Source organism: Nocardia sp. NPDC002869 (assembly GCF_046764065.1).
GTDB classification, from domain to species: domain Bacteria; phylum Actinomycetota; class Actinomycetes; order Mycobacteriales; family Mycobacteriaceae; genus Nocardia; species Nocardia rhamnosiphila.
In genome coordinates, this window is sequence record NZ_JBKOOL010000015.1 from 40030 (window position 1) to 59816 (window position 19787).

At 68.8% G+C, this 19787-nt stretch carries 20 protein-coding genes, 1 pseudogene and 1 riboswitch; of the genes and pseudogenes, 9 read left to right on the plus strand and 12 right to left on the minus strand.

Going from position 1 to position 19787, the window contains the following annotated elements; all coding sequences use genetic code 11:
* Positions 1–54 precede the first annotated feature (54 nt).
* Positions 55–121: riboswitch (guanidine-III (ykkC-III) riboswitch) on the plus strand.
* A 10-nt stretch (positions 122–131) separates the two neighbouring features.
* On the plus strand, positions 132–446 hold the full coding sequence (locus ACLML9_RS04700; protein ID WP_411944312.1) for a DMT family transporter: 315 nt from the start codon (positions 132–134) through the stop codon (positions 444–446).
* A 2-nt stretch (positions 447–448) separates the two neighbouring features.
* Entirely contained in the window at positions 449–781 is a 333-nt protein-coding gene (locus ACLML9_RS04705; RefSeq protein WP_411944313.1) for a DMT family transporter, read from the plus strand.
* Between the two features lie 452 nt (positions 782–1233).
* Here the strand turns inward: ACLML9_RS04705 and ACLML9_RS04710 are convergent, their stop codons facing one another.
* The 4 genes from ACLML9_RS04710 to ACLML9_RS04725 all read right to left on the minus strand — a co-directional run bounded on the left by ACLML9_RS04710 (position 1234) and on the right by ACLML9_RS04725 (position 4001).
* Positions 1234–1677: an NUDIX hydrolase gene (locus ACLML9_RS04710; RefSeq protein ID WP_063130795.1), complete on the minus strand. Its 444-nt coding sequence runs from the start codon at positions 1675–1677 to the stop codon at positions 1234–1236.
* 610 nt (positions 1678–2287) lie between these two features.
* On the minus strand, positions 2288–2950 hold the full coding sequence (locus tag ACLML9_RS04715) for an O-methyltransferase (protein WP_411944314.1): 663 nt from the start codon (positions 2948–2950) through the stop codon (positions 2288–2290).
* Positions 2951–3112: 162 nt separating this feature from the next.
* Entirely contained in the window at positions 3113–3445 is a 333-nt protein-coding gene (locus ACLML9_RS04720; protein ID WP_411944315.1) for a hypothetical protein, read from the minus strand.
* Positions 3426–4001, minus strand: coding sequence for an RNA polymerase sigma factor (locus ACLML9_RS04725; protein WP_411944316.1), 576 nt, complete (start codon positions 3999–4001; stop codon positions 3426–3428). Before ACLML9_RS04725 ends, ACLML9_RS04720 begins: the two co-directional genes overlap by 20 nt.
* 309 nt (positions 4002–4310) lie before the next feature.
* Between ACLML9_RS04725 and ACLML9_RS04730 the strand changes: the two genes are divergently transcribed.
* On the plus strand, positions 4311–5282 hold the full coding sequence (locus ACLML9_RS04730; RefSeq protein ID WP_411944317.1) for an AraC family transcriptional regulator: 972 nt from the start codon (positions 4311–4313) through the stop codon (positions 5280–5282).
* On the opposite strand, the gene ACLML9_RS04735 is transcribed toward ACLML9_RS04730, so the two are convergent.
* From ACLML9_RS04735 to ACLML9_RS04745, 3 genes are all read right to left on the minus strand, one after another.
* Entirely contained in the window at positions 5279–6478 is a 1200-nt protein-coding gene (locus tag ACLML9_RS04735) for a cytochrome P450 family protein (protein ID WP_411944318.1), read from the minus strand. The genes ACLML9_RS04730 and ACLML9_RS04735 overlap by 4 nt on opposite strands.
* A gap of 142 nt (positions 6479–6620) precedes the next feature.
* On the minus strand, positions 6621–7085 hold the full coding sequence (locus tag ACLML9_RS04740) for a GntR family transcriptional regulator (protein WP_411944319.1): 465 nt from the start codon (positions 7083–7085) through the stop codon (positions 6621–6623).
* Positions 7086–7144: 59 nt separating this feature from the next.
* On the minus strand, positions 7145–7948 hold the full coding sequence (locus tag ACLML9_RS04745) for a lipase family alpha/beta hydrolase (protein ID WP_411944320.1): 804 nt from the start codon (positions 7946–7948) through the stop codon (positions 7145–7147).
* A gap of 247 nt (positions 7949–8195) precedes the next feature.
* Between ACLML9_RS04745 and ACLML9_RS04750 the strand changes: the two genes are divergently transcribed.
* Positions 8196–8816: a putative quinol monooxygenase gene (locus ACLML9_RS04750; RefSeq protein ID WP_411944321.1), complete on the plus strand. Its 621-nt coding sequence runs from the start codon at positions 8196–8198 to the stop codon at positions 8814–8816.
* Between the two features lie 15 nt (positions 8817–8831).
* Here ACLML9_RS04750 and ACLML9_RS04755 read toward each other — a convergent pair whose 3' ends face one another.
* Positions 8832–9566 (minus strand): TetR/AcrR family transcriptional regulator, encoded by a 735-nt coding sequence (locus ACLML9_RS04755; RefSeq protein WP_411944322.1) that lies wholly within the window; start codon positions 9564–9566, stop codon positions 8832–8834.
* The gene (locus ACLML9_RS04760; protein WP_030525665.1) at positions 9563–10786 is read right to left on the minus strand and encodes a cytochrome P450; all 1224 of its coding nucleotides are present in this window, start codon (positions 10784–10786) and stop codon (positions 9563–9565) included. The genes ACLML9_RS04755 and ACLML9_RS04760 overlap by 4 nt, the downstream gene beginning before the upstream one ends.
* Positions 10787–11185: 399 nt before the next feature.
* Here ACLML9_RS04760 and ACLML9_RS04765 point away from each other — a divergent pair, with 399 nt between their 5' ends.
* The gene (locus ACLML9_RS04765) at positions 11186–11485 is read left to right on the plus strand and encodes a DUF1540 domain-containing protein (RefSeq protein WP_411944323.1); all 300 of its coding nucleotides are present in this window, start codon (positions 11186–11188) and stop codon (positions 11483–11485) included.
* 21 nt (positions 11486–11506) lie between these two features.
* Here ACLML9_RS04765 and ACLML9_RS04770 read toward each other — a convergent pair whose 3' ends face one another.
* Together ACLML9_RS04770 and ACLML9_RS04775 are read right to left on the minus strand one after the other, a co-directional pair.
* Positions 11507–12370, minus strand: coding sequence for a hypothetical protein (locus ACLML9_RS04770; RefSeq protein ID WP_411944324.1), 864 nt, complete (start codon positions 12368–12370; stop codon positions 11507–11509).
* Positions 12371–12593: 223 nt separating this feature from the next.
* Positions 12594–13271, minus strand: a complete 678-nt coding sequence (locus ACLML9_RS04775; protein ID WP_411944325.1) for an NPCBM/NEW2 domain-containing protein — start codon at positions 13269–13271, stop codon at positions 12594–12596.
* A gap of 289 nt (positions 13272–13560) precedes the next feature.
* Between ACLML9_RS04775 and ACLML9_RS04780 the strand changes: the two genes are divergently transcribed.
* From ACLML9_RS04780 to ACLML9_RS04790, 3 genes are all read left to right on the plus strand, one after another.
* A complete protein-coding gene (locus ACLML9_RS04780; protein WP_411944326.1) occupies positions 13561–13983 on the plus strand; it encodes a VOC family protein in 423 nt (140 codons plus the stop codon).
* Entirely contained in the window at positions 13983–14555 is a 573-nt protein-coding gene (locus ACLML9_RS04785) for a TetR/AcrR family transcriptional regulator (protein WP_411944327.1), read from the plus strand. The genes ACLML9_RS04780 and ACLML9_RS04785 overlap by 1 nt, the downstream gene beginning before the upstream one ends.
* A gap of 248 nt (positions 14556–14803) precedes the next feature.
* Complete coding sequence (locus ACLML9_RS04790; RefSeq protein ID WP_411944328.1) at positions 14804–16459, plus strand: DEAD/DEAH box helicase; 1656 nt, start codon at positions 14804–14806, stop codon at positions 16457–16459.
* A 74-nt stretch (positions 16460–16533) separates the two neighbouring features.
* Here the strand turns inward: ACLML9_RS04790 and ACLML9_RS04795 are convergent.
* Positions 16534–17221: pseudogene (locus ACLML9_RS04795) on the minus strand (MFS transporter); the annotation flags it as partial.
* 85 nt (positions 17222–17306) lie between these two features.
* On the opposite strand from ACLML9_RS04795, the gene ACLML9_RS04800 reads away from it, so the two are divergent.
* The gene (locus ACLML9_RS04800; RefSeq protein WP_411944329.1) at positions 17307–17990 is read left to right on the plus strand and encodes a TetR/AcrR family transcriptional regulator; all 684 of its coding nucleotides are present in this window, start codon (positions 17307–17309) and stop codon (positions 17988–17990) included.
* The last annotated feature ends 1797 nt before the right edge of the window (positions 17991–19787 follow it).

The following is a 19787-nucleotide window of genomic DNA, read 5'->3' on the forward strand; positions in this document are numbered from 1 at the left end:
GTGGTGGTTCCGCTCACCCCCGGGAATCCCGCGTCCACCCCGTTCGTTAGCGCAGTGGAGCCCGGCGATCGGGCTCGCGGACGAGGGAGCAGTACCCGCATCGCGACAAGACTGACTCGGAAGGTTTTGTCATGTCCTGGGTCGTCCTGCTGCTGTCGGGAGTGCTGGAGGCCGTCTGGGCCGCCGCGCTGTCGGCCTCACACGGTTTCCGCCGGTGGAAACCCACTGCTCTGTTCATCGCGGCGCTGGGCCTGAGTATGGCCGGTCTCGCCTGGGCGATGATCGATCTGCCGACCGGCACCGCCTACGCCGTCTGGGTGGGTACCGGCGCGACATTGACCGTCGGGTGGGCTGTCGTCACCGGCCGCGAACGCGCGGATACCGCTCGCGTGCTGTTGCTCTCGCTGCTCATCGTGTCCGTGGTGGGCCTGAAGGCGGTGAGCTGACCATGGCGTGGATCATCCTGCTGGCAAGCGCTGTCTGCGAAGCGGTCTGGGCGACCGCGCTCGGCAGATCGGCGGGCCTGACCGAACCGGTGGCGGCGACCGTCTTCTTCGTCGCGCTGGCGGCCGGCATGCTCGGGCTGGGCCGGGCGGTGCGTGATATTCCGATCGGCAGCGCCTACGCCGTCTGGACCGGCGTCGGCACCGCCCTGACGGTGGCCTACGCCATGATCACGGGCGGCGAGGCGGTCACGCTCGCGAAGGTCGTCTGCCTGACCGGGATCGTGGTCGCGGTCATCGGACTCGAACTGGTCCCGCACGAGAAGCGAGAGGATTGACGTCCTCCCGGCCCTGAAAGGGGCCGGGATTCCTCCTGCGAGACAGTGTGTCGTGGAGGGCGCCGCACGTGCACGTCCGAATTCCGACTTGCAATGGTTTCTTTCCGACTTCGGAGGACCGACCCGAGCGCCCTTGCGTTTCCCCGTGAGCGAGGACAGGAAGTCCGGTAGGCGGTGTTCGGATCGGTCAGCGCCTGTTGCAGAACGACCGACGAAACCTCGGCAGTACGTCGAGCCGCAGCAACGCCCGCTCAGAGTACGGTAGCGGTCCCTCCACACGGCGGCGGTACCTCTCCCAGCGGGATGGTATTGCCACTCGGCGGCGCCCGAGCGACAAGTAGGCGGACACCGTGGAACCGAAGAGCCGTGGGCTCGGGAAGGCGGAGCGCACATCGCGCCGGATGCCGGCACGCGGATCTCGTTCGCAGCCGGACCGGTGACTCCGCTCGGGCTCAGGGATAGACCAGCTCGCGATAGGTGTCGAGGATCTTCTGGATCGAGGAGGTGACATGCAACTCGCCGTTGAGCGGCGCCCATTCGTAGCCGGCGTGCGCGCTCAGCACCACCGGACCGGTCGCCGCCACCTCGACGGCGAAGTGCAATCGCCGCACCGGTTTCCCGGCGGGGGACAGATAGTCGAAATCACCGATATGGTGCCGGACATCCGTGACGGTCAGCCCCGTCTCCTCCTGCACCCCGCGAACGAGGGCTCCGGTCACCGATTCTCCCGGTTCGACGGTCGCGCCGGGCAGTTTCAAGGTGGGGCTGATCGGTCCGGTACTGGGCAGTTCGAGTAGCAGGACTTCCCCACCCCGGTCTATGATCGCGCCCACCCGCAGTCCGACCCCGTCCCGCTCGCCACGTGGCAGGGTCTCGTCGAACATGGATACCGACATACGCGGTTTCACCAACCTTCGATCGGGCGGACTCGCCTCGGTCACGCCATAGGCGAGCGTTTCGATATTACCGCGTCGTGACCATCGGATGACAGCGGATCGACCGTAGTGACCGGCACAACAGTGCCGTCCGGACCGCCCGCCCGCACCTGTCCGGCAGCAGGGAAACGCGTCCGCACCGGAGAATTACGAGGGCGAATTCAATTGCTCGACAATGTATCCCGGCGTCCCGACGACCTCCCGGCGATACCGTTGCCGACGACGTGACCGAGCGGGATCCGCGCTCACCGTGATCGCTGTCGATGACATCCACTTGTGACGGACACCTCGCCGTGACGGAATCGATGACCGCGGCGGAACCTGCGCCCACGGCGGGCGCCACCACGCTCCGGAGAGGTCGCCGGGGCGCCGCCGGACCCCGCCGGCGCCCCGGCCGCCGTGCCGCGGCGCCGTCGACGACAGCGTGGGCGGCGGAGCGGGTGCGGCCGCACGGGTCACCTCGCCGGGGCCCGGGACCGGGCCCCGCCGGCCCGGCGGTGATCCGCACGACCGGGTTGTGTGGCGGGAGTGTTCTGCGGACAGCGGCTGGTGCAGCCGCGCTGTTTCGCGCTCAGTTCACGACCGCGAAGGCGAACCCGTCCCAGCCCTTCGCGCCCACGGTCTGCAGCACGGTGGCGTCCAGGCGGGGTTCGTCGGACAGCAATTGCACCAGGTCCCGGCTCGCCAGCACCGCGGGGTCGGTGGCGTTCTCGTCGGCCAGCCGGCCCCCGCGCACCACATTGTCGACGACGACCACCGCGCCCGGCCGGGTCAGCCGCAGTGCCCACTGCACGTAATTCGAGTTGTTGACCTTGTCCGCGTCGATGAACACCAGGTCGAACGGCTCGGGTTGTTCCCGGGCCAGCACGGGCAGACTGTCCAGGGCCGCGCCGACCCGGATATCTACGCGGTCGCCGACACCGGCGCGGTCCAGGTTCACCCGGGCGACCTCGGCATGGCGTTCCTCGAATTCCAGCGTCGTCACCCGGCCTTCGGCCCCGACCCCGCGGGCCAGCCACAGTGTGCTGAATCCGCCCAGTGTGCCGATTTCCAGTACCCGCCCGGCCCCGATGGACCGGGCCAGCAGGTAGAGGAATTTGCCCTGCGCCTCGGAGACGTCGATGGCGGGCAGACCCGCGTCCGCGTTGGCCCGCAGCGTCGCGCTCGCCTCGCCGTCGCGCGCCAGGTGATCCACCACGTACCGGTCCACATCAGCCCAATCCGGTGTGCTCATATCCGCAGTCTGCCACCCTCCGGGCCCGCGCGGTGGACCCGCGACCATGTCCCGGCGCTACCGCACGCCGATCGGCTTCCCGAAGAACGAGGCGATCGTTTCGCCGAATACCGAAGCCGGGAACGGCAACTCACCGGGTGTGCCGAGCATGGTCAGCCGTACTCACTCGGCACGGGCGGCTCCGCCCAGCGCTGCCGCCAGCGCCGCCAGCTGGGCGCCTTCCCGGTCGGCGACGGTCAGTGTGCACACGCCGTCCCCGCAGGAGCGTTGTAGCCGGCCGCGCGAAATGGTCTGCACCAGCCCGATCGTCCAGCACATCGGGCAGCCGCGCAGCGCGATCAGGCCGACGGGCAGGAGCACCAGGGAGATCGGTCCGACGACCGGGATCAGTGCCACCGCGCCGACCAGCGCGCCGAAGCCCACCACACCGCGCACCATGTGCTCGGCCGGGGAGGCGCTCGCGAAATCCGGACCGTCAGGTGTGGTTCTGCTCATCATGGCCTCCGTAACTCGATTCCGTGGTGGCGCAGAGCGTGTGCCGAACCGCGGCGCGGGCTCGGTGCAGGCGCGATTTCATCGCTGCCGGGCCGATCCCCAGCACCTCGGCGGCCACGCGCCCGCTGTAGCCCTGGATATCGCGCAGGATCAGCACCCGGCGCTGATCAGGAGGCAGGGCGGCGACCGCGGCCGCTACCCGGCCCGCTTCCAGTCGTTGCAGTACTTCGTACTCGGCCGAGGCGGTCACCGCGACGTCCGGCACCGGCGTGTACTCGTACAGCCGTCGCCGCGCGCGTCGCAGGCATTCGTTGCGGACGATGCGGAACATCCACGACGCCAGCGCGCCCGTGGCCCGCAGCATCCCGATCTTCCGGTACAGGATGATCAGGGCCTCCTGTGCCGCGTCCTGGGCGTCCTCCGCGTCGGCGCAGAGGGTCCGGGCGAAACGCTGGATGTTCGGGTGGGCGGCCGACACCACCGCGGCGATCGCGTCGACGTCACCGCCCTGCGCGGCGGCGATCAATTGCTCCCCGGGCCAGGTCACCTCAGCCACGGCCGGCTCGTTTGCGCCGTAGGACGAACATGCACGTACAGAGCAGTACCAGCCCGCCGGCGATTCCGATACCGATGATCACGACAACCTCCTCTTCCGTCCCGGCGTCTGCCGGGACATATATGAGAGGCGCGAACTCCGGAAAAGGATTCGAGCGCGGCCCGAGCCACTCGCTTTCGGCACGCTTCGCCGGCCGCATGCCCGCGACCGCGGCCGCAACGCTCCCGGCCCGGCCCGGCCGGGACCAGTATGGTGAGGACGCCGATCGTATCGGCCGGTGATACGGGGCGGCCGAGTCCGATCGAGGGGATGGTGACTATGCGCTGGTATCAGGTGGCCGCCTGCGGACCCGAATCCTTTTCCGAGCTCGCCGACGGTTTCGTCCCCATGACACACGAATTCGGCGCCCACGAGAACTGGCACGCCGGACTCACCGCCCAGGAGTCGGGCACCTACACCCTGCTGCGCTGGGACCAGCACGGAAGTCGTCTGTGCCACCGGACCCGCCGCCATATCCGCCGCGTTCCCGGCGACGACTTCTTCTGGGTCGTCGTCCCCGATCGCGGCGATTTCGCCATCCGTTTCCACGACGAGGTGACCCGTGTCCCGCGCGGACACGCGGTCGTGGCCGGACTGGAGGTACCGTGCCGGCTGCACATTCCCGATGCGGCGGCCTACGGATTCCAGGTGCCGCGCACCGAGTTCGAGTCCCGGGTCCGGCCGCACCGGCATATGAACGTCGTCCTCGATATGAACCGGGGTCTGGGCCGGGTCGCCGGCGATATGATCCGCGGCGTCCACGCCGAACAGTCCGGGCTGAGCGAACGCGAGTTCAACGCGGTCTGCGACCGGGTCACCGAACTGCTGTGCATGATGGCCGCCGGCGAGACCGGCCCGCAGGTGACCCACCATGCGGAGGTCGCCGAGAGCATCCGGCGGTATCTGCGCGAGCACATCGGCCGATCCGATGTACGGCTGCCCGCGGTGGCGCACGCGCTCGGCTGGTCGCCCCGGCAGCTGCAGGTGGTGCTGCACGAGACCGGGACGACCTTCCGGGACCTGCGCCGGGACGAAGCCCTGCGGGTGGCACGCGAACTCTTGGCGGACCCCCGCGCCACCCTGACCATCGCGGAACTGGCGGCCCGCTGCGGTTTCACCCCCGCCTGGTTCTCGGCGGCGTTCAAGGAGCGGTTCGGTGTGACGCCGCGGGAGTTCCGGCGCAGCAGACGTGCCGAGTCCAGGACCGGCACAGGTGAACCGGCAGGGCCGAACCCTGCCTAGGAACCCGGGTTCAACCGCACCGGAAGCTTCTCCGGACCGACCGTGCTGATCTGCACCGCATACTCGACCTCGGTGCTGGGCACGGCCAGGGTCAGCTGCGGGAAGCGGGTGAACAGCGTCTGCAGAGCGATCCGGCTCTCCAGCCGGGCCAGCGGTGCGCCCAGGCAGAAATGCGGTCCGCGGCCGAACACGAGCTGGTCGCGGTGCTCGTGGTCGATATCGAATACCTCGGCGTTCGGGACGAGCAGCGGGTCCCGGTCGGCGCCGCCCCACCAGAGCGTCGGCGTGCCCGCCGGGATATCGACACCGGCGACCGTCACATCCTCGAGCGGGTAGCGCATGAGCGCACCGACCACCGAAGAGCGGTAACGCAGAGCTTCTTCGACCACATCGGCCCAGCGATTCTCGGCCTGCGCCAGCGCGAGCTGCGCAGGGTGGTCCTGCAACGCGACCACCGCGTTGCCCAGAAGATGAACCGTGGTCTCGTGCCCGGCCACGATGACCAGCCACAGGACACCGATCAGCTCCTCCTCGGTGAGCTCGTTCGCCGCGTTGGCCTGCAACAGCGCCGAGGTCAGATCCTCTCCCGGCTCGGCCCGCTTGTGGGCGATCAGTTCGACGAAATAGCCGCTCATCGCCGCCATGGCCGCCTGGGTCTGTTCGCCGGTGCTGTGCGCCGAGACGATCGTCAGGGTCCAGTCCTTGAGCTGCGACTGCGCATCCAGCGGCACCCCGAACAGATCGCAGATCACCCGGACCGGCAAGGGAACGGTGTAATTGGCGACCAGGTCGATTTCCTCGGAGTCGGGGAAATCGCCGATGAGATCGTCGGCGATCTGCTGGATCCGCGGTTCCAGCGCCGCGATCCGGGCCGGTGTGAACGCCTTGTTGATCGTCTGGCGCAGCCGGCGGTGCGCGGCTCCGTCCTGGTTCAGCATATGTTCGGCGTCGGTCAGGGCGCGCAGTGGCCAATCGGCCGGAATGCGGCCGTCGCGCAATGCAGGGCAGTTCGACGGGTGTTTGGCGAAGACCTTGTCGTCCAGGACCTCGTTGGCGGCACGGTGGCTGACCGCGATGTAGGCACCGACCCCGCCGAGCAGTTCGATGGGCACGACCTCACCCGCACGAATTATCCGCTCGAGCGTTTCGTACATCGACTCCCCGGGGGTCGGAAGTTGGATGACTGATTCGGACATGCTGTCTCCCTGCGTTTTTCGATGCGACAGGGAGAGTCTGGGATGCCGGGACGGGCCGCACAATCGAACCACCGCATCATGCCCCGCACCGATATTCCGCCGCGCCGGAACGTAATTCCGCGCGGCCGGGCGGACGGCGATCTCACCCTGCGACGTGTTTGCGAACCCGGAGGTCCTGTCCGGCGGCCGGCGCGGCCGGCCGGGCGTTGTCGATGGTGAAGGTCACCCGGTCCGGCCGGTAGCGGTCCTCGCCGTATTCGAGCGGGTCCCCGGCCGCCGACGAGGTGTGCCGCCGTCCCCGGAGCAGCGGGGCCCCCGGGGCAACCCCCGGCAGCGCCGCGTCGGTCTCGTCCGCGCCGACCGCGTCGATAGTGTGCCGGGCCGATTGCAGATCCACACCGCGGTCGGCGAGGTGGGCGTAGAGCGACGCGGTATCCGGATCGAAATCGAGCAGCAGCCGCCCGATGTGCTCGACGAAGGCGGCGCGTTCCGCCATCACCAGCGCACCATCGAGCAGCCGCAGCCGCAGCACCTCGATCACCGACGCCCGCTCCTCCATCCGCAGGGCCGCCGTGGTGGCCGAGGCACCGCGGCGGGCGATCTCCACGGTGCGCTGGTCTGAGCGCCGGTCCGGGCAATCCGGGCCGGGCCGCCCGGCCCGGGAGATCAGCCCGCCGCGGTCACGATCGCCGTGGCCACCGCGTCCGGCTGCGAGACCAGCGAGGCGTGGGATGCGTCGAGTTCGCTGGTCTGCGCGCCCATCCGGCCGGCCATGAAACGCTGCGAGGCCGGCGGGATGACCTGGTCCTGCGCGGAGACCAGGTACCAGGTGCGCTCGCTCGACCACGACGGCGCACCGGAGGGTTCCAGATTGGCGGCCAGGGCGATCGATTGCTGGTGGGCGAGCATATCGGCGGCGGTGGCCTCGTCGACATCCTGCGCGAAGACGTCGTGGAAGTACTCGGGCGCCACGTAGCCGTCGAGATTGCGTCCCGCGATGCCCTGCGGATCGTCGACAACCTTCACCTGCAGTGCCGGGGGCAGCAGCCGACTACCGGGGAAGCGCACCGGGTCCAGTGCCTGCTGCGCGACTTCACCCTGGGTCGGCGCGAAGGCCGCGACGTAGACCATGGAGACGACGTCGGGGTCGTGCACATTGCTGATCACGGTCCCGCCGTAGGAGTGCCCGACCAGCACGATGGGCCCGTCGACGGTGTCGAGGGTGCGCTGGACGACCGCGGAATCGTGGGCCGGGCCGCGCAGCGGGTTCACCGGAGTCACCACCTCGTAACCCTGCCCGCGCAGTCGCGCGGCGACCCCGTTCCAACTGGTCGGGTCGGCGAACGCACCGTGCACCAGGACCACGGTGGGCCGCGGCGCGGCCCAGGCGGGCATCGCGACGGCGGCCGTCGCGACGAGGGCGAGGATCAGGCTCAGCAGAGCGGTACGCAGTGTGCGAATGATGGTCATCGGTCCCTGTCCCGTCTCGTTCGGTCTTTCACGAATTCGAGCAGTTCGGCGCGCACACGCGCAGCGCCGCACAGGTGATACGGGTGATCAGTGTAGCCGGGTGGGGTCCGCGCGAGAGCCCGATCGCCCGCGGCACGGTGCGCGGTGGCGAGGGGCCACCCTCTTGCCACCGCGGCGACGGGAGAGCAGGGTTGGGGACACCGGTGGCGCCACCGGGGCGCCGCCTCGAGCAGAGAGGGGGTCGCTCGTGTTCGCGCGATCCACCACTATTCAGGCGCAACCCTCCGCTATCGACGCCGGGATCTCGCATATGCGCGATGTCGTGCTGCCCGCCTTACGGGAAATGCCCGGGTGTATCGGGCTGTCGCTGCTGGTCGACCGGGACAACGGGCACTGTATCGCCACCAGTGCCTGGGAGTCCGAGGACGCGATGCACCGCAGCCGGGACCAGGTCGGTCCGATTCGTGACCGCGCACTCGCGATATTCGTCGGCAGCGCACAGGTCGAGGAATGGGAGATCGCGGGTCTGCATCGGGCTCATCACGCGGACGAGGGCGCATGCGTGCGCGCGACCTGGGTGAAAACCGATCCGAGCCGTCTCGATTCGGCCGTCGAGATCTACAAATCCGACACCCTGCCCGCCATGGAGGGCCTGGAGGGCTTCTGCAGCGCGAGTCTGATGGTCAACCGGAAGTCCGGCCGCGCCGTCTCGTGCACCGGCTACGACAGCGCCGCGGCGATGCGAGCCGGCCGTGAGCAGTCGGCGTCGCTGCGGGTCGACGCGGCCCGGCGGACCGGTGTCGAAGCTCTCGACGTGCGGGAGTTCGAACTGGCACTCGCCCATCTGCGGGTCCCGGAAATGGCCTGACCGGGGCGAACCGGCCTACCTCGCCTCGCCGGTGGTGAGCCCCATCCCGGCGGCGAGGTCGGTGAGTACCGCGTCGAACAGCACATCCGGGTCGCTCACCGGCATCGGGTAATTGCCGAACACTTCCAGCGTGACGTGGCCGTAGAGCCGGACCCAGACCGTCATCATCAGATACGCCACCCCGAGGTCGAATTTCTCGGCCGGGAACTTCTGCTCCGATCCGGCGAGCAGCCCCAGCAGCTCGTTCTGGAACGCGATCAGATCGGTACGCAGCGCCTCGGGAATCGATTCGGTCGGCGGGGTCGCCAGATCGTAGGCCGCGAGCAGCTTGCCCGCGGCTTCCAGGAACACGAGCCCGAACGCTTCGTCGAAACGCCGCACGGTACCCGGGCCGCCGGCCGTCGGCGAGGCGAACACCAGGGTGAATTCGTTGCGGTGGGCCAGCGCCCAGCGCCGGAACGCCCGGCAGATGGCGAACAACCGGACCACCCCGTCGTCCGGTAGTTCGGCCACCTGCGCCCCGAGGTCCTCGGCCAGCCTGATACAGATATCGCGCCGTAACGCGACCAGCAGGTCCTCGCGCGACGGGTAGTAGCGATAGAGGGCGGGCGCGGTGATCCCGAGTTCCCGCGCGATGGCACGCAGGGTCAGCGCCTCCGCTCCCTGTGCGACCAGTAGCTCCACAGCCACGCGCCGGATGTCCGCGTCACTGACCGCGGGCATCCGGCCCCGCCGGGCGGGTTGTGTCATTCGTATGCGACCTGCCAGTTCTTGATTCCGTTCAGCCAACCCGACCGTAGCCGAACGGGTTCGGCGACCTGACGCAGGTTCGGCATCACGTCGGCGATGGCGTTGAAGATGAGGTCCAGTTGCAGGCGGGCCAGGTTGGCGCCGACGCAGTAGTGGGTACCGGTGCCGCCGAAGCCGACGTGCGGGTTCGGGTTGCGGGTGACATCGAATTCGAACGGCTTGGTGAAGTGGTCCTCGTCGAAGTTGGCCGACGCGTAGAACAGGCCCACCCGCTGCCCCTTGGCGATGGCCTGCCCGCCGATCTCCGTGTCCTGCAGAGTGGTCCGCTGGAATGCGATGACCGGGGTGGCCCAGCGCACGATCTCGTCGGGTGCGGTGCGCGGACGCTCGGCCCGGTACAGCTCCCACTGTTCCGGGTTGTCCACGAAAGCCTTCATACCGTGGGTGGTGGCATTACGGGTGGTTTCGTTACCGGCCACCGCCAGCAGGATGACGAACCAGGCGAATTCCTCCGAACTGAGCGCCTCGCCGTCGATATCGGCGCTGAGCAGCTGGCTGATGATGTCGTCGGCCGGGCAACCGCGGCGCTCTTCGGCCAGGTTCCAGGCGTACCCCATCACCTGCGCGTTGGCCATCTTGTAGCTGTCGGCGTATTCGGGGTCGTCGTAGCCCATCATCTGGTTCGACCACTCGAACAGCTTGCCCCGGTCCTCCTGCGGTACCCCGAGCAGTTCGGCGATGGCCTGGAGCGGCAACTCACACGCGACCTGCTGGACGAAGTCGCCGCCACCGGTCCGCTTGGCCTCGTGCACGATCCGCTCGGCCCGCTCGTGCAGGGCGTCGCGCAGGCTCTGCACGGCGCGCGGGGTGAAGCCGCGGGAGATGATGCGGCGCAGTTTGTCGTGCTCGGGCGGGTCGGTGTTGACCAGCATCGCGCGCTGGATATCGATCTCCTCGCGGGCGATATCGCCGTTGAAGCGGATCACCGCGGTATTGGCGTGGGTGGAGAAGACCTCGGAGTTCTTCGAGATCTCCTTGATGTGTTCGAGTTTGCTGACCACCCAGTAGCCGCCGTCGTCGAACCCGCTCACTCCGTTCGGCTGATCGACCCACCACACGGGCGCGGTCCGGCGCAGTTCGGCCCATTCCTCGATGGGCAGCCGGGCCGCCAAGAGGTCGGGATCGGTGAAATCGAAGTCGTGGGACAGACCAGTGGTCATTGATGCCTCCTTATGAAGCCGGTACATGCGGTCCGCGGAGGCCGCAGCGAAGGCGGAGGTATCGCATCATTGTGCCTCCTTGTAGAGCTGTTACATGCGGTCCTGCGGAGGCCATAGCGAAGGCGGAAGTATCGCACCCCCTCGCAGGAACTCTCTCCCGAGGAGTGAACCACACCACACGCATTTTGTGAACAGGTTTTAGTAAATGCCGTTCACATAATCGAACGGCAACAGAGAACATCCGCTTCGGCAACCATTTCGCTACGTTCTGCCGCCGCCCTCGAATACGCCGCACGAACCGCGCCCAGAGCGCAATAATGAGAACTTCGGCCCACAACAACCGGTCTACGGCGACATCCGCATGAGCAAACTCCCGAACACCTCCGGAGGACGCAGCATATGACCACCATGGAAATGCCGCATGTCAGCGAATGCACAGTGAACAGCTGTTCGTACAACCACGACGGATGCCACGCGTACGCGATCAACGTCACCGGGCACAACGGCAGCGCCGACTGCGGCACCTTCATACCGCTGGCGACCAAGGGCGGCCTCGACACCGTCACCAGCATGGTCGGCGCCTGCCAGCGCACCGACTGCGCCCACAACACCGACCTCGAATGCACCGCCGGCGAGGTCCGGGTCGGCCCGGGTAGCACCGACCACACGGCCCACTGCAAGACCTACTCCCCGCGCTGACCCGGCCGCACCGTTCCGCGGCTACCAGGGACCTCGGCCGTACCGGATCGGTTGTGCCGGAACGCCCTGGCCGTCGGCATAAGGCGTCAACGCGTTGACGGTGGTGATCTGTACCGCGTCTGTCACCGTCCCGGGCACCAGCGGCCCGGTGGGCGGCGGCCAGAACGAGTACACCTCCGGGTCCCGCTCCGGTCCGATCAGCCGCCCGGTCGCCATCGCGGTATGAGCGTTGCCTTCACCCAGCCCGTGCCAGACGAGCAGATCGCCGCGGCCGGGCCGCGGGCCGTCGGGGTCGCTCATGTCGAGGTCCTGCGTTCCGTGCGGCAGCATTGCCTTCTGCATCTGCTTCGGAAAGTCCTGCGGCAGGAATCCCTGCTGCCGATTCCGCTGCGCTCTCCGGCCCAGGATCGACGCGTACTGTTTCCGGATCTGCGCATGCGTCAGCACGCCCTTGTCCGCCGCCACCCACAGGATCATCTCCCAGCAGTTCCAACCGGACCCGGCGTCGAGCCGCGGCAGCGGGCCCTCGGCGCGCGCGGTGATCCACTGCTCGAACTTCCGGAGGGAAATGAACCGGGGCAGGAAGTTGGTCCACATCGCCTGGGCCCCTGAGAGATGGATCCGATGCAGTTCATCGGCGACGATCAGGGCCGGGTCCGCGGTTCCCGGGATGGATTCCGGCGAGCCCCGGCCGGGCGCCCCCTCCAGAGCGTCATCCTGCCGTCCGGGTCCACTGCCCGGGATCCCGCGTGCGCTGCCTTCCAGCGTGTCGGCCGCCAGATCGAGAGCATCACTCGTCTTCCGAAGGGGTTGCTCGGAGGCACGCCCGAAACCGGCTACGGCCGCATGCCCGCGCCTGTGCATCTCGGCAAGAACCCGGCGCAACAACTCGGTCCTCCGGCTCCGATATAGGCCCGACCGCGGCCCGGTGCGATGGGGACCACCGCATAGTAGACAGGTTTCGCAGCGCCGGCCGCCGAAACGAACTGTCCGATTCCCGCCCGCGACCGTCGGCGCCCGGCCCGGCTTCCCCCCTACCGGGGCCCGGTCGGCAGCCGTCCGGCCGCCGGGCTGCGATGACCCGCACAGGGCGGGCCACCCGGGTCGCCTACTTCGTGAGCCCCGCGTCACCCCACACGCCGTTACCCGCCTGACTGCAGCTCTCCATATTCCCGCCGACGAACAGGAAACTGATCGTCAGGTTCTGGACACCCGCGACCGGCACATCCACCGTCGGCGATTGCCCCACCGGAACGTTGCCGGAGGAATAGATCGATTTTCCGTCGGCGATCACCTCGAACTGGAGCACCGATTGGGAATTGCCGCCGTCGGCGATACCGATAGTCGAGCTGAACCGCGACCATTCCCGATTCAGGTTGTAGGTGTGGCCGACCTCGGTATCGCAGCCGCTGAACTGCTGATAGATCGAATGCGGGTAGGAGACGCCGTTGACCGATATCGTGCCGGTATACGCGGTACCGGTGGTGGGCGACATATCGGCCAGGTACCGCTTGGGCAGCGACGCGGGGGCCGGTGCCGGCGCCACGGGCGGTGCCGCACTCTCGCTCGTCGTAATCGCCTGTGCGCTATCGGCTTCCGCGTCCGTGGAACCGGACCCGACGAGGAGGGTGACCACCAATCCGACGACGGCCAGCGCGATACCCGCCCCCGAGACGAGCATCACCCCACGCTCGGCGTCCCGGGCACTCCTGGAAGTCGTGATGCCGGTCGCCGGCGAATGGGAGCGCGGGTTCGGCCCGCGAGTGGGTTCGGTTGGATTGGACACGCGCACACTCTTCTTCGACGTAACTCGACGGAGCCCGGCCGGGCGCCGCAGCAGAGATATACCACGCCGGGCGGGGTGATGGAATTGGAGCGCTGCGCCGGATTGTTCTGCCCGCCGGTGCGTGATTCGAATTTCCGGTGCTCGACCATGGGATTCCGAAAATAGCGGCGACCTACGAGTTTTCATCCGGTCCGGACCGGATGAACCCCGCGGCCGCACACCCCACGCCGGAAACCGGCGGACCACTACACCGCTATTCGATACGGTACGTACCGTACTTTTATCCGTCGTGATCGCTGACAACGCCTGGCCCGGCAACCTGGGGGTGGCCCAGGTCAGATTCGCCCGCCCCACCGACCGGCTCGATGAGGTGATCCGCTTCTACGTCGAAGGGCTCGGCTTGCGCGAGCTCTACCGGTTCGCTAATCACGCCGGCTACGACGGGGTGATGCTCGGCCTCCCCGGCACCGGCTACCACCTGGAATTCACCACCCACGCCGACGGCAGCCCCGGTGACGCGCCGAGCAACGAGAATTTGCTGGTGCTGTACTTCGAATCGGAGGCGCGGATGTTCGAGACAGTCCGACGACTCGGCGAATTCGGCGCCGAACCGGTCCCCACGGAGAACCCCTACTGGGCCGCCCACGGAGCCCTGGCGTTCCCGGACCCGGACGGCTGGCAGGTCGTACTCGTCCCGCGGCCGGTGTTCTGATGCCGGGACGCACCCGCGACGAACGGATCGACATCGCCGTCCTGGCGGCCGCGCGAACCCTGCTCGACACCAAGGGTTACACGGGCCTCACCATCGGGCAGGTCGCCGCGAGCGCCGGTATCCATCGCCCGGCGATCTATCGGCGCTGGCCGTCCAAACGACATCTGGTGGCCGCGGTGGTGGCCGATCTGCTCGGGCTCGAACCGACCCCGGACACCGGCGAGCTCCGCGCCGATCTGACCCGCTCCATGCGGGAATTGGTGACCGCCCTGCGCAGTACCTCGCTGGGCCGGGTGTTGCCCGCCCTGGTCGCCGACCTCGCCGCCGATCCGGGACTGCGCGAACAGCTGTGGTCCACCGTGTTCGGCCCGCGCCGCGAGACCACGGCCCGCGCCCTGCGCGCCGCGATCGACCGCGGCGAGATCGACCCGGGCACCGATATCGATTTCGTACTCGACGCGGTCGCCGCGCCGATCTACTTCCGGGCCCTGTTCGGACATCTGCCGCTCTCCGACGAACTGGCGGGCCACTCGGTGGACACGGTGCTCGCGGCGATCCGCCGCACCGGATGACATGCGGCCGCGGCGCCGGATGGAGATGCGTCACACCGTGCCGTTGGTCACCGGTCCGGAACGAAACGGGCGGTACGGTAGGATCACTTCAGTACCAGCGCCCGATGCGCACACATGTACTCTCCGTCGCGGATCGTTAGCCATTTCGCGTCGGGACCCGCGACGCCGCCACCTCGAGTAGGCGCGGACAGACGGTCCGAACGGACGTCGCGGTATCACCTCCGATGCCGAAAGGCGCTCATACCTTCATGCTTGCCAACACTGCTGCCGCGCAGACGTTCACCGACCTCGGCGTCCCGGCCGATATCGTCGCGAAACTCGCGGAGAGCGGTATCATCGAACCCTTCCCGATCCAGAACGCCTCCCTGCCCGACACCCTCGCCGGTCGCGATGTCCTCGGCCGTGGGAAGACCGGCAGCGGTAAAACCCTGGCGTTCGGAATCCCGGTGGTCGCGCTGCTCGCCGGCGCGGCGCGCACCCCGGGCCGGCCCACCGGGCTGATCCTGGCGCCCACCCGGGAACTCGCCACCCAGATCGCCGCGGCCCTCGCTCCGCTGGCGGAGGTGTGTGGCCTGCGGGTGACCACCGTTTTCGGCGGGGTGCCGGTGAACCGTCAGATCAAAACCCTCAAACAGGGTGTCGATATCGTCGTCGCCTGCCCCGGCCGGCTCGAGGATCTGATGCAGCAGCGGGCGCTGTCGCTGGACGCCGTGCGTATCACGGTGCTCGACGAAGCCGACCATATGGCCGATCTCGGCTTCCTGCCCGGCGTGATCCGGATCCTCACGGCCACCTCGCGCGACGGCCAGCGCCTGCTGTTCTCGGCGACATTGGACAACGGCGTCGGCAAACTGGTCGACCGTTTCATGCATGCGCCGATCTCGCATTCGGTCGACGAGGCCGCCGCACCGCCGCCGAAGATGACCCATCACATCTTCGAGGTCGACGGGGCGGCGGCGAAGAAGGACCTCGTGCGCGCGCTCGCCGCGGGCAGTGGTCGCCGCATCCTGTTCATGCGCACCAAACATCACGCCCGCCGGCTCGCGGGGGAACTCACCCGCGCGGGTATCGCCGCCGTCGATCTGCACGGCAACCTCTCCCAGCCGGCGCGTGACCGCAACCTCGCCGCCTTCGCCGCGGGTACCGCCAAGGTCATGGTCGCGACGGATATCGCCGCACGCGGTATCCACGTCGACGATCTCGAACTGGTGGTGCACGTCGATCCGCCCGCCGAACACAAGGCATACCTGCACCGGTCCGGCCGCACGGCCCGCGCGGGCACCGAGGGCACGGTGGTGACGCTGGTACTGCCCGAGCAGCGCAAGGATGTGGCGGCACTGCTGCGCAAGGCCGGGATCGAGGCGCGCCCGCGCCCGGTGACCGTCGATTCCCCGATCATCGCCGATCTGTCGGACGGCTCGGGTCTCATCGAACCCGTCGCCGGCTACCCGGCACCCACCGCAGCCGAGCCGGGCACCCCACGCGGGACCACCGGCGGAACCCGCAACGGCCGGCGCGGATCGCGCGGCCGCCGGGGCGCCGGTGGGCATGCCGAAGCGGTGCCCTCCGATGCGCGCGATACGACCACCCCGCGGGGTGGGGAGCGCGGCCGCGCGGAGAACACCGCCAAACGGTCGCGCCAGGGTGAACGCTCCGGCGCCGCCGAACACGCGGGTGCGCGCGGATCCGCCGGGCGGCGGGGAAATGCCGCGGGACGGTCCGGGGCCCGGGCCACCGCGGCGGGTCACAGCGCCCGGCAGTCCGCCGCGCCGACGCGGCGGCAGCCGGAGCAGGGCGCCGGGCAGTCCGGCGGTCCGGCTCGGACGAGCAGCGCGCGCACCCCGCACAGCGATCCCGCGCGCGCCGGGCGCCGGTCCCGCCGGGCGACCCGTCCGGCCGGCTGATCACGGGATAACGCCGCCGGTCGGTCTATACACCACCGCCCGCCTCCGCATATCGCGGAGGCGGGCGGTTCTGTCGCGGGGTAGGCGCCGCCACGGGTGCGGTCCAGCACGATGCGCAGCGGCAGCAGCGGATGGACCACCCGGGTCTCCGGCCAGACGAACACCGCCAGCAGTGCCGCGCCGCCGATGAGGAACGCCGAAGTGACCGAGTTCGTCCACCCGTCGCTTTCGGCGTGGGAGAAACCGTAGACAACGCTGAACAGCGCGGCGGTGACCAGGGCGGTACCCGGGATATCGAGCCTGGGCCGCAACCCACCGCATGGCGGGCCAGCAGCAGTACCGCGCCGACCAGCGCGACCGCCGCGAACGCCAGGTTCACGAACATCACCCAGCGCCACGAGGCCCATTCGGGGAGGGCACCGCCGAGCAGCAGGCCGATGGCGCCGCCGGTGCCGGCGACCGCGCCGAAGATTCCGAACGCCTCGGCCCGTTCCGACGGCTCGGTGAAGGTCACGGTGAGCAGCGACAGCGCGGCCGGTGCGAGCAGCGCGCCGAATACACCCTGGCCGACCCGGGCCGCCACCAGCATGTCGAAGTTGGCCGCCGCGCCGCCGACGGCGGAGGCCACCGAGAAGCCGATCAGGCGACGATGAAGGTGTTACGCCGCCCGAACAGGTCGCTGAGGCGACCACCGAGCAGCAGCAGGCTGCCGAACGCGAGAGCGTAGCCGGTGATCACCCACTGCCTGCTCGCATCGTCGAACCCCCGACCTCCGCTTGTATGAACAAGCCAACACAATAACGGAGAAGGCGACTCCGCTTAATCGCGGCGTTGATAGAATCACGGTGTGAAACACGCCACGACCCTGCGCGCACCCCGGCGTCTGCGCGCCGACGCCGCACGCAATCAGCAACGTATCGTCGAGGCGGCCCGTGAACTGTTCGCCGATCGCGGGTTGGAGATCACCCTCGACGATGTCGCCGAGCGGGCGGGTGTGGGCGTGGGCACGGTCTACCGCCGCTTCGCCAACAAGAAGGAACTCATCGCCGAGGTCTTCGAGCACAGCCTCGGTGCGTTCGCCGACCATGCCGAGGCCGCCCTGCGTGACCCCGACCCCTGGCTCGGCTTGGTCCAGTTCGTCGAATACGCCTGCCGGCATCTGGCCGTCAACCGCGGATTCAGCGAGGTCATCCTCGAACTCGACCTCGACACCGAACGTTTCCACGGCCTGCGCGACCGGATCAAACCCGCCGTCGCCGCGATCGTCGGCCGGGCCCGCGAGGCCGGCGTACTACAGCCCGATATCGAACCGTCGGATCTCTTCGCGATGATCCATATGGTCGACGGCCTGGCCGAATTCGCCAAACCCATCAACCCCGAGATCTGGCGGCGCTATATGGCCATCACGCTCAACGGGATTCGCGCCGACAATGTGGCCCGCCAGGAACTCCCGGTCCGCGCGCTCACCGACGACGAGGTCGATCAGGCGAAGTCCGCCAAGGCCGCACCCTGCGCCGGACGCCGCCGCTGACCGGTCCACCGGGAGCGGTCGTGGAGCCCGCGCACCTCTTCGTCGCGATACGCAGGCGAGCGACGGTCGAGGCCCTGTCCGTCCGAGTTCGGAGATCACGGTGACAAGAAATCGCCGACCGCCTCTGTGCCAGACGACTGCCGTTTCACCGGTCGACGCGTAACGCGTGCCGGTTGCGCTGCCGGCACCTCCGCCGAAACAGCCGCCGCACGGTGCCAGCGCAACACCGGGTCGGCCGCCGACCGACCGCACGGCGCCGCCACCGGCCTGCTTCCGGTGGCGCCGCCCGCCCTGCTCCGGACACACGCGGCCACAGTCGTTCCGCCGATCTCCGCCGCTCATGACGTGACGAGCAGCGAGTCGGCACCGACAGGCGCCGAAGGTGGATCCGGCACAGGGCTTCTCCTACAGTCCTTGCCCCGAGCTGGTGCCGGGCTCGTCCTCGGTCGATTCACCTTCCGCGGGAGCTTCGCCCTCGGCCGGTGGCTCACCTTCCGCGGGTGGCTCACCTTCCGCGGGAGGCTCACCGTTCGCCGGAGGCCCGCCCCCGCCCGGCGGCTGACCTTCCCCAGGCGGCTGACCCTCACCCGGAGGCTCACCCTCCGCCGGAGGCTCACCCTCCCCAGGCGGCTGACCTTCCGCTGGAGGCTCACCCTCGGCGGGCGGCTGACCTTCGCCCGGAGGCTGGCCTTCCCCAGGCGGCTGACCCTCACCCGGAGGCTGGCCTTCACCGGGAGGAACAGCCGGTCCCGGGCTGGGGGCAGGGGCGGAAGCCGGTGGTTCATCGGACTCGTCCTCATCGGATTCGTCCTCCTCACCGCTGTCGCCTTGGTCTCCGAGGAGACCAGACCCCATCAAACCCATGAGAGGGAGAATGCTCTCGAGGCCACCCATGCCGCCGCCGGTCCCGCCGCCGGTCCCGCCGCCGGTCCCGCCACCAGTGCCACCGCCGGTCCCGCCACCAGTGCCACCGCCGGTCCCGCCACCAGTGCCGGTGCCGGTGCCGGTGCCGGTGCCGGTGCCGGTGCCGCCCGATTTTCTATCACCCGAACCGAGTTCGTCTGCGGAGAGTGCACCCGATCCGAGGCCGTCCGGTCCGAACAAACCCGAGTTGGAGCGGTCGCCGGGGGTGGTCGGAGTGGTTGGAGTAGTGGGCGTGGTCGGAGTAGTCGGCACCGTCGGAGTCGTCGGCACCGTCGGAGTAGTCGGCACCGTCGGAGTAGTCGGCACCGTCGGAGTAGTCGGCACCGTCGGAGTCGTCGGCACCGTCGGAGTAGTCGGCACCGTCGGAGTGGTGGGAGTAGTCGGCTTGTCGCCCGCACCAGGAATGTCAGGAGTCTCTTTTGCCCTGGGAGTCTCCACCCCGGGAGTCTCGCCCTCGGAGCCCTGCTGGGTAAGCAGGTAACCGCCGACACCAAGCGCTGCAACGCCGCCGGCCGCCCACTTCATCTTGCTCTTATTGCTCAGTCCCGAGCCGGAACCAGAGCCTGAGCCACTGCCAGAGCCGGAACGACTACCAGAACCGGAACCCGAGCCACTACCCGAGCCCGAGCCACTACCGGAACCCGAGCCACTACCCGAGCCACTACCGGAACCCGAACCACTACCGGAACCCGAGCCACTACCCGAGCCCGAGCCACTACCGGAACCCGAACCACTACCCGAGCCCGAACCACTACCGGAACCCGAACCACTACCCGAGCCACTACCGGAACCCGAACCACTACCCGAGCCCGAACCACTACCGGAACCCGAACCACTACCCGAGCCACTACCCGAGCCCGAACCACTACCCGA

What these genes read in the sequence shown, in the direction of transcription:
- ACLML9_RS04790 (WP_411944328.1), top strand. Translation starts at nt 14,804, where the DNA reads ATGCTTGCCAACACTGCTGCCGCGCAGACGTTCACCGACCTCGGCGTC.
- ACLML9_RS04735 (WP_411944318.1), bottom strand. Translation starts at nt 6,478, where the DNA reads ATGTCCGAATCAGTCATCCAACTTCCGACCCCCGGGGAGTCGATGTAC.
- ACLML9_RS04705 (WP_411944313.1), top strand. Translation starts at nt 449, where the DNA reads ATGGCGTGGATCATCCTGCTGGCAAGCGCTGTCTGCGAAGCGGTCTGG.
- ACLML9_RS04765 (WP_411944323.1), top strand. Translation starts at nt 11,186, where the DNA reads ATGACCACCATGGAAATGCCGCATGTCAGCGAATGCACAGTGAACAGC.
- ACLML9_RS04730 (WP_411944317.1), top strand. Translation starts at nt 4,311, where the DNA reads ATGGTGACTATGCGCTGGTATCAGGTGGCCGCCTGCGGACCCGAATCC.
- ACLML9_RS04785 (WP_411944327.1), top strand. Translation starts at nt 13,983, where the DNA reads ATGCCGGGACGCACCCGCGACGAACGGATCGACATCGCCGTCCTGGCG.
- ACLML9_RS04720 (WP_411944315.1), bottom strand. Translation starts at nt 3,445, where the DNA reads ATGAGCAGAACCACACCTGACGGTCCGGATTTCGCGAGCGCCTCCCCG.
- ACLML9_RS04755 (WP_411944322.1), bottom strand. Translation starts at nt 9,566, where the DNA reads ATGACACAACCCGCCCGGCGGGGCCGGATGCCCGCGGTCAGTGACGCG.
- ACLML9_RS04700 (WP_411944312.1), top strand. Translation starts at nt 132, where the DNA reads ATGTCCTGGGTCGTCCTGCTGCTGTCGGGAGTGCTGGAGGCCGTCTGG.
- ACLML9_RS04760 (WP_030525665.1), bottom strand. Translation starts at nt 10,786, where the DNA reads ATGACCACTGGTCTGTCCCACGACTTCGATTTCACCGATCCCGACCTC.
- ACLML9_RS04745 (WP_411944320.1), bottom strand. Translation starts at nt 7,948, where the DNA reads ATGACCATCATTCGCACACTGCGTACCGCTCTGCTGAGCCTGATCCTC.
- ACLML9_RS04710 (WP_063130795.1), bottom strand. Translation starts at nt 1,677, where the DNA reads ATGTCGGTATCCATGTTCGACGAGACCCTGCCACGTGGCGAGCGGGAC.
- ACLML9_RS04715 (WP_411944314.1), bottom strand. Translation starts at nt 2,950, where the DNA reads ATGAGCACACCGGATTGGGCTGATGTGGACCGGTACGTGGTGGATCAC.